The sequence below is a fragment of the Tritonibacter scottomollicae genome (assembly GCF_003003215.1).
GTDB lineage: Bacteria > Pseudomonadota > Alphaproteobacteria > Rhodobacterales > Rhodobacteraceae > Epibacterium > Epibacterium scottomollicae.
Window position 1 is genome coordinate 189,231 of sequence record NZ_PVUF01000003.1, and the last position, 15,151, is coordinate 204,381.

The following is a 15,151-nucleotide window of genomic DNA, read 5'->3' on the forward strand; positions in this document are numbered from 1 at the left end:
TCTCATTATGTAGGGTAGTACGGCACTAAACACAAAATAGATCACCAAAAAACGCCAGCACATGTCCCACTTCTGACCTTTTGCCCCTCCGCCTGCGTCCAGGACACTGAGACGCGATGTGGTGCTGGCGGAGGGGCGCTGAGGTGGCTGACGGCTCAACCGATACGGGCAAGCGCGTTTTGCAGATCGCGGATCAGATCGTCGGTGTCTTCCAGCCCCACTGAGAACCGCACCAGCCCGTCCGTGATGCCCAGCTCCTTGCGCTGGTCCACCGACAGGCGTTGATGCGTCGTCGTGGCCGGGTGGGTGGCGATGGATTTGGCGTCGCCCAGATTGTTGGAAATCACCGGGATGGTCAGCGCGTCGAGGAAGGCGAAGGCCGCCGCTTTGCCGCCCTTGAGGTCCAGCGACAGCACCGTGCCGCCCTTGCCGCCAAGCTGACGCTGCACGAGGTCATTCTGCGCATGGGTGCTCAGGCCCGGATAGATGGTGCGCGCCAGCGCCGGATGGCCATCGAGCGCCTCGGCGATCTTCAGCGCGCTGTCGGCCTGCGCGTTCACCCGCAGATCGATGGTCTCCAGCCCCTTCAGGAACATCCAGGCATGGAACGGGCTGAGCGAGCCACCGGTATGCTTCATATAGGGTTCCAGCGTGCCGCGGATATAGTCTTTGCTGCCCAGAACCACGCCGCCCAGCGCCCGGCCCTGACCGTCGATATGCTTGGTCGCGGAATAGACCACCACATCGGCCCCTTGCGCGATGGCGTTGGAGAACACCGGCGTCGAGAACACATTGTCCACCACCACGGTGGCGCCGACGGCATGGGCAATCTGCGCCACACCTTCGATGTCGATCACCTCCAGCGTCGGGTTCGACATGCTCTCGAAGAACACCACCTTGGTCTCGGGACGTACGGCGGCGCGCCACTGCTCCAGATCGGTGCCGTCGACAAATGTCACCTCGACACCGTAGCGGGCCAGGATGTTTTCCAGGATGTAGAGACAGGAGCCGAACAGCGCCTTGGCCGACACCACATGATCCCCCGCCTTCAGAAGCGACGTCAGCGCACCATTCACAGCGGCCATGCCGGAGGCGGCGGCAAAGGCATCCTCGGCGCCTTCGAGCAGCGCAATACGCTCTTCGAACATGGCGACGGTGGGGTTGCCGTAGCGGGCATAGATGAACTCATCCGGGCCGCTCTCGATGAACCGCGCCTCGGCCTGGGCGGCGCTGTCGTAGACAAAGCCCTGGGTCATGAAGATCGCTTCGCTGACCTCGTTGTATTGGCTGCGCCGGGTGCCGCCGTGAACCAGTTTGGTGCGTTTGTTCCAGGTCTCAGTCATCATATCGCCTCCGCCGGATCCGCACTGACCTACGGTCCGGGCATAAAAAAACTCCCGTCCGGCCAAGCGAAAGGGAGTCCCGTCGTCCTGACCTCTTTAGCGACTTCTTTAACGTGGCCCGCAATCCGGTAAACAAATCGCCACGGTTCTTATGTCGCGCATCGGATACGCCCGCAGCGCGCCTCAGTCAAGAGGGGCGCGGCGGGCCGTGCTGCGCCGCGCCTGCTGCAGACCCCACCGAAACAGCATGTGCCAGCCCCTACTGAGGACCCCGCCGCGCGCGCGACCGGGGCGTGCCCCACACCGCGCCCCACGTCACCCAGCCGTTACGCAGACGTCACCTTGCCGTCACCCGAGCGGGCTATCGTACAGGAAAAGTCAGGGCTGCTGAGGGGCCGTGTGATGGCACTGATCCGTATCAACGCACTAGGTGAGACGCCGGTATTTCATGCCCGGCCAAGGTCGATCAACGAGGGCATCGCCAGGGTGGCCCGCGTGCCAGGACCAGTGGTGATCATGGTTCATGGCTATAAATATCAGCCCGGCAACCCGAACCACTGCCCGCATCGACATATCCTGTCTCTCGACCCACAACATCTGCCCTGGCGCGCGCCTTCCTGGCCGCGTCAGCTGGGCTTTGGTCTCGGGCGCAAGGATGAAGGGCTGGCGGTCGCGTTTGGGTGGGATGCCCGCGGGACATTGGCCTCGGCCCAGGGCCGCGCAGTTGCTGCAGGGCGCGCGCTTGCCCGTGTGATCCGCAGTTTGCACGCCGATGCACCAGAGCGCGGCATCCATATTATCGCCCACTCTCTGGGCACCGAAGTTGCCTTGGAAGCGCTGCACTGGCTCCCTTCGGGCGCGGTGCGCCGGGTCATCTCGCTTGCAGGTGCGAGCTATCAGAGCCGGGTGGACAAGGCCCTGTCGACACCTGCGGGTCGCAACACCGAGTTCTTCAACGTGACCAGCCGCGAAAACGATGCGTTTGACTTCATGTTCGAAAGCCTCACCCGCTCGCCCACGCGCGGCGACCGTGCCATCGGCCACGGGTTCGAGGCGGTGAACGCGGTGACGCTGCAGCTCGATTGCCTGGATACGTTGAAGCATTTGTCGCAAATGGGCCATCCCATCGGCCTGCCGGAGCGGCGTGTGTGCCATTGGTCCGCCTACATGCGCCCCGGTGCGCTGCGGTTTTACAAGCGCCTGATCCGGCAGCCGGAACGCACGCCACTGCCGCTGATGCAGCAGGTGCTGCCGGAAACCCCTGCGCGGCGGTGGTCCCGTCTGCTGACCCTGCGGCCCCTGCCCGGCCCGATGCCGATCTGGCAACGTATCTGAGCCACGCCGCCCGTAGCCTCGCGCCTTTTCAACCGCTCAGTTTTTGGTGACATCAGCGCCCGCCGGGGACGCAACCCAGATCTATGCGCGCGCTGAGGACGCAACGGGCACAAAAAGTATCACCGCTGATGACCCATTGTTTCGCGCGCGAAACATCAGGTCAGCAGGCCTGACCTATCTGCCGAAATACCTTGCCCCGCACAAACTCGGCCGGTCAGGAAAAGCCGGGGGCGCTCCCGCCCCTTTGCCGCACAGCCGGAGGCTGCACCCAAAGCGTTGGGCCGGGCGGGGGCCGCGCCTGAAAGGCGCGGCCCCCGCCCCACCGCGATGCGCGAAGCGCAGCGCAAACCCTCAGATGAGGACTGCCGAGGTCTTGTGCTCTTTCAGCTTGCGTCCTTGTCCTCTTCCAGCCCGTAGGTCTGGAACAGTCTCGCCTGCGTCATGAAGAACAGGAACATCGCCGCGGTCAGCCCGAAAGTCTTGAAATAGACCCAGGACTCGGTGCTCATCATCCGCCAGATCACCTCGTTCGCCACCGCCAGCGCAAAGAACATAGCGCACAGGCGCCGGGTCAGGATCATCCAACCCTCGTCCTGCAGCGGCATCATCTCCTCCATCACCACCCGCAGGTAGCTCTGCCCCCGCAACAGGCCAAAGCCCAGCAACCCGCCGAACAGCAGATAGATCATCGTCGGCTTCATCTTGAAGAACCGCTCATCGTTGAACCAGACCGACAGCCCGCCGAACACAACGATCAGCACCAGCGTCATCACCTGCATCTTCGACAGCTTGCCGGTGAGCTTCCACAGCGCCAGCGTTGACAGCACCATCAGCGGCACAAATCCGGCAGTGACCACGATGAAACCCTCATAGGAGGTGCCGCCGATTTCGAACGCCTGATCCTTCAGCCGCAGATAGGCGATGAAGAACAGCACAACGGGGCCGTACTCCAACACCGACTTCAGCAGCGGGTTGATCGGACGCCCCTTGTCCATCGGTTGCTCACTTGTCTGTTCGCTCATGCGCTGCCTCATATGTCCCAATTGATCTTTCACAGATGGCGCTCTCAGCCACCCATTTCAACAATCACCGCGCCCGCCGCGATCAGCGCCATCAGCGCGATGCGGCGCGGGCCGACGGTTTCCTTCAGCACCAGCCAGCCGATGAGGGCGGCAAACACCGTTGATGTCTCGCGCAGCACCGCCGCCTCGCCCACCTTGTCGAGTCGCGTCGCCAGCATCACCGACCCAAAGGAGGCAAAGGCCACCAAGCCGCCGAAGAACCCGCGCAGCATCAGCGGGCCCACCGTGGGCCGCTCTGCCCCCATCCGACGCCAGCGCCAATAGGCATAGGGCGGCATGGTCAGCCCGTCGATCATGAAGAACCACGCCAGGAAGGTGAACGGATCCGCCGTCGCCCGGATGCCATAGGCGTCGTAGGTGGTGTAGAGAGCCACAAACAGCCCCGTCGCCACCGCCAGCACCAGCGCGATCACCAACGTGTCGCGCGCGGTGACAAGAAAGATGAAATTATAGACCGCCAGCCCGAAGATCCCGGCCAGCAGCACCCCGACACCCAGCCATTGCACCAGCGTAAAGGTCTCGCCAAACAGCCAATAGGCCCCGATCACCGCAAACAGCGGCCCGGTCCCGCGCACCACCGGGTAGACCACCGTATAGGCGCCCTTGGTATAGGCCATCGCCTGCAGCACCTTGTAGAGCACATGGATCACCCAGACACCCACAAAGATCAGCCACATATGCGGCTCCGGCCAGGGCACCACAAACAGCGCGAAGGGCGCCGCCATCAGCCCGTAGGAGGCATCGATCGCCCCCCGTGACAGCCAGGGATCATGCCGCCCTTTTTGCAGCGCGCCAAAAACCGCATGCAGGAACGCTGCCGAGACCGCGAGGATCAGCGCGACCTGATGGCCCTGTTCGGTGCCCTCAAGCGAAATCAGCCAGTCGCTCAGCATATGCTGTCATCCTTGTTGTGAACGTGGTGGTTTTTGGAACATCCGCGCGGGGCAGACGTTAAGACACGTCCACCAGCGCCCGAGGTCCCATGTTCGATACCGCCCTGCAACAGATCATCGAAGAGCTCACCAGCACCTTTTCCGTGATACCGGCACCGATTGCCTTCGCGCGGCTTCTGGCTGCCAGTGTGCTGGCCGCCCTGGTCGGTCTGGAGCGTGAGTTGCAGGACAAGCCCGCAGGCCTGCGCACCCATATCCTTGTCTCCGTGGCCGCCTGCCTGTTCGTGGTGCTGGGGCGGGAGATCGCGGCGCTGGATTTTGGCGCCGAGGCGCAGCGCAACGATCCCCTGCGCATGATCGAGGCGGTAACGGCGGGCGTGGCCTTCCTGGCGGCGGGGCTGATCTTCACCTCCGGCGACCGGGTGCGCAACGTGACCACCGGCGCGTCGCTCTGGCTGGTGGGGGCCATTGGCCTTGGGTGTGGCGCCGGTCAGATGCCGCTCGCGGCGATGGCCACGGCCATTGTCCTCACGGTGCTGTTCCTGCTCCGCCATGTGGAGAAATGGATGAGCCGGCATTGATCCGCGATCCTCACGCCCCGTCTTCAAGCCCGGTGAGCGCGGCGGCGAATTCCTCCGGGTCAAAGGGCGACAGGTCGTCGATCTGCTCACCCACGCCGATGGCATGGATCGGCAGGCCGAACTTGTCGGCCAGCGCCACCAGCACGCCGCCCTTGGCGGTGCCGTCAAGCTTGGTCATCACCAGCCCCGACACATCCGCCAGCTGACGGAAGGTCTCCACCTGCGACAGCGCGTTCTGCCCGGTGGTGGCGTCCAGCACCAAAAGCGTGTTGTGCGGCGCCTCGGGGTCCTTCTTGCGAATGACGCGGACGATCTTGGCCAGCTCTTCCATCAGGTCGGCGCGGTTCTGCAACCGCCCGGCCGTGTCGATCATCAAGAGATCGGCGCCATCGGCCTCGGCCTTGGTCATCGCATCAAAGGCGAGGCTGGCCGGGTCGGAGCCCTCGGGCGCGGTCAGCACAGGCACACCGGCGCGGTCGCCCCAGACCTGCAGCTGTTCCACCGCGGCGGCGCGGAATGTGTCGCCCGCGGCGATCACCACGGATTTCCCGGCAGCGCGGAACTGGCTGGCGAGCTTGCCGATGGTGGTGGTCTTGCCGGAGCCATTGACCCCCACCACCAGCACCACCTGCGGTTTGGAAGGATAAAGCGGCATCGGACGCGCCACCGGCTCCATCACCCGGGCAATCTCCTGTGCCAGCAATTCGCGGATTTCGCGACCCGAAACGCGGCGGCCCATGCGGCCCTCGGCGATATTGCCGGTCACCCGCAGCGCCGTGTCCACCCCCATGTCGGAGGCGATCAGCATCTCTTCGAGGCTTTCCAGCATGTCGTCATCGAGCACCCGGCGCGGCTCGGTTGCGGCACTGCGGCCCATAAGCCGCCCCAGAAGGCCCGGTCTGGACACCTCGGCCTGCGGTGCAGGGGTGGTGGGCACATCTGCGGCGGGCGCCTCAGTCGAAGCCCCTGCTTGCGACGTCCCGGCAGGCTCTGCCGCCGCGCGCGTGGCGGGCGCGGGCGGTGGGCTTGCTGGTGTGGGCTCCGGGGTCGTGGCCCCCTCTTCCACGATCGCATCCACCTCCTTGCCGAGGCGGGATGAGGATTTCAGCAACCGTTCCTTGAGCTTCGAGAAAAGCGCCATCTGGGTCTCCGCAGGTCGTTTGATATTCACCTAATGCCCTTTGAGGCGGGATGCAAAGCGCAATGCGGCTGTGTCACATCGCAAACACCGCGAAAAACAGCGCCTGCGCCCCCCAGTAGAGCACCCAGACCACTGGCCCGGTGATGCGACGCAAGGCATGGGCTGGCGGCAGCACAAATGTTTCCAGCGCCAACACCATGTCCGAGATCATGAACATCACCGCCGCCACCCACAGCAGCGGCAGTGGCAGCGTCAGTGCAGCCAGCGCCATGGTGAGGATCACCGGCACATAGGCCAGAACCGCCCCGCGCATCTCGCCCGCATGGCGCGTCAGCACCCGCGCCATCAAGCCCGCCACCAACACAAGCGTCGCCATCCCCCAGATCATCGGAGCGGTCAGAAGCGCTGCAAGATCAGATGGAGGACGCGACAGGAACAGCGCCACATAGGCCAGATGCCCGGCGGCAAAGCTGGCCACCCCCGCCAGAAAGGCGCGCTCGCCCGGGCGCGACAGGGCCAGATCCCCCAGCGCGCAGAGCCCCAGCGCCAGACCAAGCAGCGGCAGGTGCCCAAAGGCAAGGACGGCCAGCAGCGCCACCGCGCCGGTTTTCAGCGCCGATCGTGGCCAGCTCTCTGCCGCCCGCACCTGCGCAAGATATCCCAGCGCCAAAACAGCAGTCGCACCCAGTCCGATCATCTGCACCGTCATCGCGGCCTCCCTGCCGATTTACCTCAGCCTGCGCCGGGGATGGCCGACAGGTCAAAGCTGACCTTGCGCCAGCCAGCACCGGCAATTGTACCCTTGGCGCGGCTTCGGACATGCGCCATGGTGAGGGCATGTTTAACTCTGCCCCCCTGCGCTTCTGCGCCGTGATCCTTGGCTTCTCTTGTGTCGCCGCGCCCTTGAGCGCAGCCGACGCGGAGCAGTTCGACAGCTACACCCGCGGACGGACCATTCACTTCGACTTTCTGGGGCAGCACTATGGCGCGGAACGCTATCTGCCCGGCCAGCGGGTGCAATGGTCCTTTCTCGACGGGCGTTGCGTCGAGGGGGAGTGGTATGCGCAAGGCGATGAGATCTGTTTTGTCTACGAAGACAGACCGGAGGCGCAGTGCTGGAGCTATGAGATCGGCAGCGAGGGTCTCAGCGTCACGATCACGGGCGACGGGCCGGCGCTCACATTGACCGAACAGCCTGATCCGCCCAAGGACATGGTTTGTCTCGGCCCCGAAGTGGGTGTCTGAGGCGAGCCCAGGGAGCGAGGCTCTGCCTCGCGCTCCGAGGTATTTATGAAAAGATGAAGGGGCTGGCTGCCTGCTAGAACAGCGAGCCCTGTTCGCCGGGTGTCTTTGGCGGTTTGGGATTTGCCGGCTTGGCGGTGGCCGGATTGGAAGGGGCCGGGGCTTTTGTCTCGGCACTGCTCGCGCCGCCGATTTCGGTGATACCATCGGCAAATTCGATGCTGAGCGCCTGTGCCGCCTTCGCGCCTGCGGTGTCGGTCACCAAGGTCTTGCCGTCGCGCACCACCGCGTAGCCACGGCTGAGGGTGGCCTTGTAGCTGAGGATCTCCAGCTGGCGTCCGGTGGCCATCAGGCGATCCCGCTGGCGCTGGATTCGCGCGGCCTGCGCGGCATCGAGCCGGTTGGCGATCTGATCCAGCGCGTCGCGCTTGCGGCGCGCGTCCTGTTCAATGGGCCGCAGGCTCAGCCGCGAGGCGAGATTGTTCAGCCGATCCCGGCGCCGCTCCACCAGTCCGCGCAGGGTGGCCGGGCGCAGCGAGGCGGCACGATCGCTGAGGGTCAGCTTGCGCTTCTGCACGCCCGCAATCAGCGCGTTGGGCAGCCGGTCGGAGACCCGGTCCAGTCGCTGGCGCGGCGATTCGAGCAGCGTGTCGGGCTTGGGCAACGCCCGCGCCAGATCGCCCAGCCGCTGCCGGCGCAGCTGCACTGCGCGGGTGGTGGCATGGGCCATGCGCGCGCTTTGGTTCTCGACCCATCCCAGAAGCTCCAGCCGCACCGGCACCGCATGTTCCGCCGCCGCCGTGGGAGTGGGCGCGCGCAGGTCAGAGACATAGTCGATCAGCGTGGTGTCGGTCTCATGCCCCACGGCGGAAATCAGCGGGATGTCACTGGCCGCCACCGCGCGGGCCACGGCTTCTTCGTTGAAGCCCCAGAGATCCTCGATCGAGCCGCCGCCGCGCGCCACGATGATCAGATCAGGCCGGGGCAAGGCGCCTCCAGGGCTGAGGCTGTTGAAGCCGTCGATGGCGCGGGCCACCTCGGGGGCGCAATTGCTGCCCTGGACTGCCACCGGCCAGACCAGCACCTTGCGTGGAAAACGATCCCGCAACCGGTGCAGGATGTCGCGGATCACCGCGCCGGAGGGCGATGTCACCACGCCGACGATCTGTGGTAGATAGGGCAGCGGCTTCTTGCGTTCGGGGGCAAACAGACCCTCGGACTGCAGCTGGGTCTTGCGCTTTTCCAGAAGCGCCATCAGTGCGCCCTGCCCGGCGACCGCCACCTCCTCGACGTTCATGTTGTATTTCGACTGGGCGCCAAAGGCTGTCAGGCGGCCGGTCACCACCACCTCCAGCCCCTCTTCGGGCACCACAGCCAGCTTGCTCACCTGCCCCTTCCAGGTGGTGCAGGCCAGCACCGAGCGGTCGTCCTTGATGTCGTAGTAGAGATGCCCCGACCGCGCCTTGAACACCCGGCCTACCTCGCCCTTGACGCGGATGCGGCCAAAGGTGCCTTCCAGCGTGCGTTTCACCTCGCCGGAGATCTCGGAGACGGAGAACTCGGGCGCGTTCTGACCGGGTGTCGGGTCGTCGAGGAGGTCGGACATGGGAAACTCTTGCTCTTGGCTGCTCGGGTGGATGGGTTTGACGCCCGCGTGGCACAGGGCGTTCTTGTTTATGCGTCGCGCACAGCATAGAACGCGCGACAACGGAGGCCAAGCAGATCGGAGAACGGCTCATGAATATCCTCATCCTCGGCAGCGGTGGGCGGGAACATGCACTTGCCTGGGCGGTGATGCAGAACCCGAAATGTGACAAGCTGATCGTGGCGCCGGGCAATGCGGGCATCGCGCAGATCGCCGATTGCGCCAGCCTCGACGCCGAGGACGGCGGTGCGGTGGTCACATTTGCCGAGGAAAACGCCATCGAGTTCGTCATCATCGGCCCCGAGGCGCCGCTGGCGGCGGGCGTGGCGGATCGGCTGCGGGCTGCGGGCATCTTGGTCTTTGGCCCCTCCGAGGCGGCGGCCAAGCTTGAGGTCTCCAAGAGCTTCACCAAGGAGATTTGCGACGCTGCAAACGCGCCGACCGCAGGCTACGGCCATTTCACTGAAGCCGAGGCCGCCAAGGCGCATGTGCGCGAGAATGGCGCGCCGATCGTGGTCAAGGCCGATGGTCTGGCCGCTGGCAAGGGCGTGATCGTGGCGATGGACGAGCAGACCGCACTGGATGCAATTGATGACATGTTCGGCGGGGCCTTTGGCGGTGCGGGCGCCGAGGTGGTGATCGAAGAGTTCATGGAGGGCGAGGAAGCGTCGCTGTTTGTGCTCTGTGATGGCGAGGAGATCCTGTCGATCGGCACAGCGCAGGACCACAAGCGGGTCGGCGAAGGCGACACCGGCCCCAACACCGGCGGCATGGGCGCCTATTCCCCGGCACCGGTGCTGAGTCCGGAGATCGAGGCGCGTGCGATGGAAGAGATCGTCAAGCCCACCATGCGCGTGATGGCCGAACGCGGCATGCCCTATCAGGGCGTGCTCTACGCCGGTCTGATGATCAAGGATGGAGAGCCGCGTCTGGTGGAATACAACGTCCGCTTTGGCGATCCGGAATGCCAGGTTCTGATGATGCGCCTGGGCGCGCAGGCGCTGGACCTGATGCAGGCCGCCGCCGAGGGCCGCCTGTCGGAGGCCCGGGTGAACTGGGCCGAGGATCATGCGATCACCGTTGTAATGGCCGCTGAGGGATACCCCGGCACCTATCAGAAAGGCTCTGACATCAAGGGGTTGAAGGCGCTTCCCGAGGACAGCATGAACATGGTCTTTCATGCCGGCACCAAGGCCGATGGCGACCGGATCCTGGCCAATGGCGGTCGGGTGCTGAATGTGACCGCGCGCGGTGACAGCCTGGAGGAAGCCCGGGATCGCGCCTATGCGATGGTGGATCAGATCGACTGGCCCGAAGGCTTTGTGCGCCGCGACATCGGCTGGCGCGCCTTGTAATGCCCGCGCCGGTTCAGCTCACCTCCGACAGCCCCGCGCTGATCGAGGTTCTGGAGCTGATCCGGCGCAGCTTTGCCGATATGGACGGGCGGATCGATCCGCCCTCCTCCATGCATCATCTCACCGTTGCGGATCTCGCGGCGCAGGCCGAGGCGGGTGAGGTCTGGGCCATCGGCACGCCGGTAGTGGCCTGCGTGGTTCTGACCCCGCGAACAGATGTGCTTTATCTTGGCAAGCTGGCTGTTGCGGCGGACCAGCGCGGCACCGGTCTGGCACGGCAGCTGGTTGAGTTGGCCGCCGAGCGGGCCCGCGCCCATGGGCTGGAGGCACTGGAGCTGCAGACCCGGGTGGAGCTGTTGGAAAACCATGCCACCTTTGCGCGACTGGGCTTCGTGCAGACGGCGACCTGCGCACATCCGGGATACACTCGGCCGACCTCCGTCGTGCTGCGCCGCACGCTCTGATCGCCCTGATCGCCATACCCGTCGCAGCGCGGCCCTGATCCGGCGTTTGACGACAGGATGACAGGCGCGAAATTTGCTCTTGAGGGCGCAACCGCAACGGAGTGCTCCCGATGATCGTCCGCCACAAACCCGGCTTCCTGGAACTGCTGATCGCCACCCATGGCTCCGTACTGCCGCGAATCCTGCCGCGCATTCTCGCACTGACGGCCCTGGCCGCGCTGCTGGTCTGGCTCGACGGCAGCCTGCTGGCCCTGCCCCACACCAATGCCGCGCCCTTCGCGGTCTTTGGCGTGGCGCTGTCGCTGTTCCTCGGCTTTCGCAACAACGCCGCCTATGACCGCTGGTGGGAGGGGCGCCGGCTTTGGGGGCAATTGGTGGCCGACATGCGGGCACTGGGCCGCGAGGTGGTGATGTTCCAGCCCGAAGGCCATCAGCGCCGCCCCCTGCGGCTGGCGCTGGCCTTCATCCACCTGCACCGCGCCAACCTGCGCCGGTTGAGCCATTATGACGACGGGCACACATGGCTGGAAGACGGCGAGGATCTGCGGGACGCGCCGCATCCGCCCTGCGCCGCGCTCGACCTGATGGCGCGGGACGTGGCGCATCATGCCCCGGATGGGTTTGCCAAGAAGGCGCTGAGCGAGCGCATAGGCTCCATCGCGCTGGCGCAGGCGGGCTGCGAGCGTATCGCGGCGACGCCCCTGCCGTTTGTCTACACGCTGCTGGTGTTCCGCACGACCTACCTCTACTGCCTGCTGTTCCCTTTCGCCCTGCTGGAGGGCGCAGGCTGGATGACGCCACTGTTCGTGGCGATCATCGCCTATGTCTTCTTCGGCCTGGCCGAGGTGACCGAGGAGCTGTCCAACCCCTTTGGCGAGACCGTGAACGGCCTGCCGCTGGATGCCATGTGCCGCACCATCGAGATCTCTCTGCTGTCGCAGCTGGGCGAGGAGGCTCCGGCGCCGCTGAAACCGGTCGGCTACTACCTGAGCTAGCGCAGCTGGCAGTCCAGCGCGGGACCAAGCCGGGTCTGCATGTCGAACGGGCCAAGATCGCGGCGGCTGATGCTACCGTCCGGGTAGAGACGTGAGACGATGATGCGGGACCAATCGGCATCGACAGTCACGATCTCCGGCCCCTCCCCGCAGTCGCGCAGACCGGAGGTGATGACATCCTCACCGATCAGATGGTTCGTCAGGCCGGGCGCGGCGGCAACCTCCACCAGCTTGCCATAGTGAAACCGCCAGATGCGCAGGGTCTTGGCCAGATGGGGGCGGTCGATATAGGCGACCTCGATATGGCCGTCGCCATCCAGATCCGCAGCGCCGACAGGCGCCAGCCAGCGGTTTGTCTGGCCGATATGGGGCGTGGCGGCGATCTTGTCACCCGTGCTGTTGTAGACCGCCAACTGGGCGCCCCGCGCCACATCCGTCTCGACCACCACAACCTCGGGCAACCCGTCGCCAGTGATATCCCAGAGGCGCGGAGCAAGATCCTCAAACACATGATCCAGCGGCAAATCGACCTCAAAGACATCTCGCCGCAACACAGCCGAGGTTCGCAATGAGCTGCCACCCGCATCCTGTTGCACATGAATGCGCAGCTGGCTGTATTCGACGTCATCCCCCAGAACCGCATGGCCATAGCGGGTCGTGGGCGCATCAAAGTCTGCGCCCGTGACCTGCCAGGATTCTTGCGCGTTCAGCGCGCTCGCCGCCCCCGCCAGCGACAGGCACAACACCTGCGCCGCGCGGCGGATGACCGGGGGCCTGGTGCGTGTCAGAAGACGCCGCGCCCGGCCCGCCGACCGCATCAGATCTGCTTTTCGGGCATATGCACAACCAGACCGTCCAGCGCGTCCGAGACCTTGAGCTGGCAGGTCAGGCGCGAGCGGGCCGGATCCGGCTCAAAGGCGAAATCCAGCATGTCTTCTTCCATGTCGTCCTTCTTGGGCAGTTTCTCGACCCAATCCGGCGCAATGTAGACATGGCAGGTGGAGCAGGCACAGGCGCCACCGCAATCAGCCTCGATGCCCGGAATATTGTTGTCACGCGCACCTTCCATCACGGTCAGCCCGTTGGCGACGTCGACCACATGTTCGGTCCCGTTGTGCTCGATGTAGGTGATTTTTGCCATGATCCGTCTTCCCTTTTTCGGTACTCGCCCCCGTGTGTAGCGAGCGTATCCAAGCCGTTCCAGCCCCATTTACGTCATCCCCGGTGTCGCATGCCATTTCACGCTACATTTTCCATGTTTGTTCTCACCCCGCCACGCGCACGCCCCTGCCGACAGCCCTGCGCGCCGATGACGCGCCATCAGATGCAGCCCCGTCAGACGCCCGCAACCGACCATCGCGCCCTACCGCTTGAAACCCTCACCGCATACGGTGCCGGCAAAAGGCAGGATCTTCTGTCGGCAAAACAGGACCGTAGCGCGAATGCGGGCTTTGCGCGCGCTTCGGATTTAAGATAGCATCTGCCATAATCGGGTCACTACAGGATCCCGAAGCCCGCTTTACCCGAGGACCCTGTCAGAGCCTATGACCGCCCCGCTGCCTCCGCGTTCCGGCCTCGCTTTTCTGCGACACGATGTCCTGAACCTGTTTTTCATGCGACAGCTGCATGTGCGCGCATCGGTCCCGGACGGTGCTGTGGTGCCCAGTTCTGCGTTCTCACGGCTTCGGCTGGCCGCGTTGATGACGGTCAATCTCACCCTCCTGAGCGGATGCCTGGCCCCGCCCCCCTTTGAAGGTGTCGGCCGTCCAGCTCCGCCGGGCGCTTTGCCCGGAACCTGCTGGGATACGCTGATTGAACCTGCGCGGGTGGAGACCATTACCGAGCAGGTCATGGTCTCGCCGCCGGACAAAGCCGCCGACGGTTCGGTGACAAAACCTGCGGTCTTTGCCACTGAAACCCGGCAGGAGATCACCCGCCCGCGCAAGGAAACCTATTTTCAGACCCCCTGCCCCGACGCCATGACCCGCGAATATGTCTCCTCGCTGCAACGTGCGCTGGCAGCCCGTGACCTCTATCAAGGCGAGATCACCGGGACCCTGAACGCCGAGACCCGCGCCGCCATCCGCAGCTATCAAAAAGACATAGGCATCGACAGCGCCAGCCTGTCATTGCGCGGCGCACGCAGCCTGGGGCTCAGTGCCGTGGTGGTGGACCGCTGAGCCGCGATTTGCTGCACAATGGCACCGCAAACATTCCAGTCTTGATGCCTGAGCTTGCGCGACGCCGCCTTGCCGCCTAAAAGCCGAACATCACCCAGATATCGTTCGTCCTTGCCGGAGATCTCCTATGCCCGTCGCCCCGCTTCCTGCCTCCAGCTTCCTGTTCGGAGCCTCGGAGCGCCTCAGGGCGATGCTCGACAGTCAGGCCACGGATGTGCATCTGGCCACCGGCGACGTGTTGTTCGAACGGGGCGACGAAGGCGATGCGCTCTATGCGATCATCTCCGGTGCGCTGGAAATTTCCACGCTTTCGGCAGCGGGGCGGAAGCTGTCACTTGATATGATGCGCCCCGGTGCAATTTTTGGCGAAATCGCCATGTTCGACCCCGGCGAACGCACCGCCACCGCCACCGCAGCAGAGCCAAGCCATCTGCGCCGTCTGCGTCACCGCGATGTGCTGGGACAATTGACCAGGCACCCGGAACTGGCTGGCGACATGCTGAAGCTTGCCGGACAGCGCATGCGCTGGATGAACACCCAGCTGAACGAACAGGTGTTCCTGCCGATGCCAGTGCGGCTGGCGCGCAAGCTGTTGTATCTCACGCCGGCAGAGGGCAACGGCCATCTCAGCCTGTCGCAATCCGAACTCGCGGAATTTGTCGGCGCAACCCGTGAAGCGGTCTCCAAGACCTTGTCGAACTGGCGCAAGGCCGGGCTGATCGAGATCAGCCGCGGCGGGCTGCAACTGAAGGATCGCGGAGGGCTGGCGGTTCTGGCCGACCCCGAGGGCATCTGAGCGGCGCGCCTCTGGCGAACCTCCCCACGGGGCGGCATGCAATATTCCCGCCAGAAAGCAAAATACCCGGCGCCAATGTGATCTGTTTCACAGTACATC

Annotated in this window: 16 protein-coding genes and 1 riboswitch; of the genes, 8 read left to right on the forward strand and 8 right to left on the reverse strand. The window is 64.8% G+C overall.

The window, feature by feature from the left end; translation table 11 throughout:
- Window positions 1-155: 155 nt before the first annotated feature.
- On the reverse strand, window positions 156-1,343 hold the full coding sequence (gene metZ / locus CLV89_RS06880; protein WP_106163107.1) for an O-succinylhomoserine sulfhydrylase: 1,188 nt from the start codon (window positions 1,341-1,343) through the stop codon (window positions 156-158).
- Between the two features lie 75 nt (window positions 1,344-1,418).
- Window positions 1,419-1,497: riboswitch (SAM riboswitch) on the reverse strand.
- 248 nt (window positions 1,498-1,745) lie between these two features.
- Here metZ and CLV89_RS06885 point away from each other — a divergent pair.
- The gene (locus CLV89_RS06885; protein WP_106162904.1) at window positions 1,746-2,678 is read left to right on the forward strand and encodes an alpha/beta hydrolase; all 933 of its coding nucleotides are present in this window, start codon (window positions 1,746-1,748) and stop codon (window positions 2,676-2,678) included.
- Window positions 2,679-3,061: 383 nt separating this feature from the next.
- Here the strand turns inward: CLV89_RS06885 and CLV89_RS06890 are convergent, their stop codons facing one another.
- A complete protein-coding gene (locus tag CLV89_RS06890) occupies window positions 3,062-3,700 on the reverse strand; it encodes an inner membrane-spanning protein YciB (protein WP_207796896.1) in 639 nt (212 codons plus the stop codon).
- 44 nt (window positions 3,701-3,744) lie between these two features.
- Window positions 3,745-4,650, reverse strand: a complete 906-nt coding sequence (locus CLV89_RS06895) for a DMT family transporter (protein WP_106163109.1) — start codon at window positions 4,648-4,650, stop codon at window positions 3,745-3,747.
- A gap of 92 nt (window positions 4,651-4,742) precedes the next feature.
- Between CLV89_RS06895 and CLV89_RS06900 the strand changes: the two genes are divergently transcribed.
- A complete protein-coding gene (locus CLV89_RS06900; protein ID WP_106162905.1) occupies window positions 4,743-5,234 on the forward strand; it encodes an MgtC/SapB family protein in 492 nt (163 codons plus the stop codon).
- A gap of 10 nt (window positions 5,235-5,244) precedes the next feature.
- On the opposite strand, the gene ftsY is transcribed toward CLV89_RS06900, so the two are convergent.
- Window positions 5,245-6,375 carry a signal recognition particle-docking protein FtsY gene (ftsY, locus tag CLV89_RS06905; protein WP_106162906.1) on the reverse strand — a complete coding sequence of 377 codons (1,131 nt, stop codon included), beginning with the start codon at window positions 6,373-6,375 and terminating at the stop codon, window positions 5,245-5,247.
- A 73-nt stretch (window positions 6,376-6,448) separates the two neighbouring features.
- Window positions 6,449-7,084, reverse strand: coding sequence for a lysoplasmalogenase family protein (locus CLV89_RS06910; RefSeq protein ID WP_106162907.1), 636 nt, complete (start codon window positions 7,082-7,084; stop codon window positions 6,449-6,451).
- Between the two features lie 128 nt (window positions 7,085-7,212).
- Between CLV89_RS06910 and CLV89_RS06915 the strand changes: the two genes are divergently transcribed.
- Window positions 7,213-7,620 carry a hypothetical protein gene (locus CLV89_RS06915; RefSeq protein ID WP_243394952.1) on the forward strand — a complete coding sequence of 136 codons (408 nt, stop codon included), beginning with the start codon at window positions 7,213-7,215 and terminating at the stop codon, window positions 7,618-7,620.
- A gap of 73 nt (window positions 7,621-7,693) precedes the next feature.
- Here CLV89_RS06915 and xseA read toward each other — a convergent pair whose 3' ends face one another.
- Window positions 7,694-9,223: an exodeoxyribonuclease VII large subunit gene (gene xseA / locus CLV89_RS06920; RefSeq protein ID WP_106162909.1), complete on the reverse strand. Its 1,530-nt coding sequence runs from the start codon at window positions 9,221-9,223 to the stop codon at window positions 7,694-7,696.
- A 131-nt stretch (window positions 9,224-9,354) separates the two neighbouring features.
- On the opposite strand from xseA, the gene purD reads away from it, so the two are divergent.
- The 3 genes from purD (at window position 9,355) to CLV89_RS06935 (ending at window position 12,076) form a co-directional block, all read left to right on the forward strand.
- Window positions 9,355-10,617 (forward strand): phosphoribosylamine--glycine ligase, encoded by a 1,263-nt coding sequence (gene purD / locus CLV89_RS06925; protein ID WP_106162910.1) that lies wholly within the window; start codon window positions 9,355-9,357, stop codon window positions 10,615-10,617.
- Window positions 10,617-11,081 carry a GNAT family N-acetyltransferase gene (locus CLV89_RS06930; protein WP_106162911.1) on the forward strand — a complete coding sequence of 155 codons (465 nt, stop codon included), beginning with the start codon at window positions 10,617-10,619 and terminating at the stop codon, window positions 11,079-11,081. The genes purD and CLV89_RS06930 overlap by 1 nt, the downstream gene beginning before the upstream one ends.
- 110 nt (window positions 11,082-11,191) lie before the next feature.
- The gene (locus CLV89_RS06935) at window positions 11,192-12,076 is read left to right on the forward strand and encodes a bestrophin family protein (protein ID WP_106162912.1); all 885 of its coding nucleotides are present in this window, start codon (window positions 11,192-11,194) and stop codon (window positions 12,074-12,076) included.
- Here CLV89_RS06935 and CLV89_RS06940 read toward each other — a convergent pair.
- Together CLV89_RS06940 and CLV89_RS06945 are read right to left on the reverse strand one after the other, a co-directional pair.
- Window positions 12,073-12,894, reverse strand: coding sequence for an FG-GAP repeat domain-containing protein (locus CLV89_RS06940; RefSeq protein ID WP_106162913.1), 822 nt, complete (start codon window positions 12,892-12,894; stop codon window positions 12,073-12,075). The genes CLV89_RS06935 and CLV89_RS06940 overlap by 4 nt on opposite strands.
- A complete protein-coding gene (locus tag CLV89_RS06945; protein WP_106162914.1) occupies window positions 12,894-13,217 on the reverse strand; it encodes a 2Fe-2S iron-sulfur cluster-binding protein in 324 nt (107 codons plus the stop codon). The genes CLV89_RS06940 and CLV89_RS06945 overlap by 1 nt, the downstream gene beginning before the upstream one ends.
- A 403-nt stretch (window positions 13,218-13,620) precedes the next feature.
- On the opposite strand from CLV89_RS06945, the gene CLV89_RS06950 reads away from it, so the two are divergent.
- Entirely contained in the window at window positions 13,621-14,256 is a 636-nt protein-coding gene (locus tag CLV89_RS06950) for a peptidoglycan-binding domain-containing protein (RefSeq protein ID WP_243394953.1), read from the forward strand.
- Window positions 14,257-14,383: 127 nt separating this feature from the next.
- Window positions 14,384-15,052 carry a Crp/Fnr family transcriptional regulator gene (locus CLV89_RS06955; RefSeq protein ID WP_106162915.1) on the forward strand — a complete coding sequence of 223 codons (669 nt, stop codon included), beginning with the start codon at window positions 14,384-14,386 and terminating at the stop codon, window positions 15,050-15,052.
- Window positions 15,053-15,151: the final 99 nt, after the last annotated feature.

Bases quoted from the DNA above. Each gene is read 5' to 3' on its own strand.
- metZ (WP_106163107.1), bottom strand. From the start codon at position 1,343: ATGACTGAGACCTGGAACAAACGCACCAAACTGGTTCACGGCGGCACC.
- CLV89_RS06885 (WP_106162904.1), top strand. From the start codon at position 1,746: ATGGCACTGATCCGTATCAACGCACTAGGTGAGACGCCGGTATTTCAT.
- CLV89_RS06890 (WP_207796896.1), bottom strand. From the start codon at position 3,700: ATGAGCGAACAGACAAGTGAGCAACCGATGGACAAGGGGCGTCCGATC.
- CLV89_RS06900 (WP_106162905.1), top strand. From the start codon at position 4,743: ATGTTCGATACCGCCCTGCAACAGATCATCGAAGAGCTCACCAGCACC.
- ftsY (WP_106162906.1), bottom strand. From the start codon at position 6,375: ATGGCGCTTTTCTCGAAGCTCAAGGAACGGTTGCTGAAATCCTCATCC.
- CLV89_RS06910 (WP_106162907.1), bottom strand. From the start codon at position 7,084: ATGACGGTGCAGATGATCGGACTGGGTGCGACTGCTGTTTTGGCGCTG.
- CLV89_RS06915 (WP_243394952.1), top strand. From the start codon at position 7,213: ATGTTTAACTCTGCCCCCCTGCGCTTCTGCGCCGTGATCCTTGGCTTC.
- xseA (WP_106162909.1), bottom strand. From the start codon at position 9,223: ATGTCCGACCTCCTCGACGACCCGACACCCGGTCAGAACGCGCCCGAG.
- purD (WP_106162910.1), top strand. From the start codon at position 9,355: ATGAATATCCTCATCCTCGGCAGCGGTGGGCGGGAACATGCACTTGCC.
- CLV89_RS06930 (WP_106162911.1), top strand. From the start codon at position 10,617: ATGCCCGCGCCGGTTCAGCTCACCTCCGACAGCCCCGCGCTGATCGAG.
- CLV89_RS06935 (WP_106162912.1), top strand. From the start codon at position 11,192: ATGATCGTCCGCCACAAACCCGGCTTCCTGGAACTGCTGATCGCCACC.
- CLV89_RS06940 (WP_106162913.1), bottom strand. From the start codon at position 12,894: ATGCGGTCGGCGGGCCGGGCGCGGCGTCTTCTGACACGCACCAGGCCC.
- CLV89_RS06945 (WP_106162914.1), bottom strand. From the start codon at position 13,217: ATGGCAAAAATCACCTACATCGAGCACAACGGGACCGAACATGTGGTC.
- CLV89_RS06950 (WP_243394953.1), top strand. From the start codon at position 13,621: ATGACCGCCCCGCTGCCTCCGCGTTCCGGCCTCGCTTTTCTGCGACAC.
- CLV89_RS06955 (WP_106162915.1), top strand. From the start codon at position 14,384: ATGCCCGTCGCCCCGCTTCCTGCCTCCAGCTTCCTGTTCGGAGCCTCG.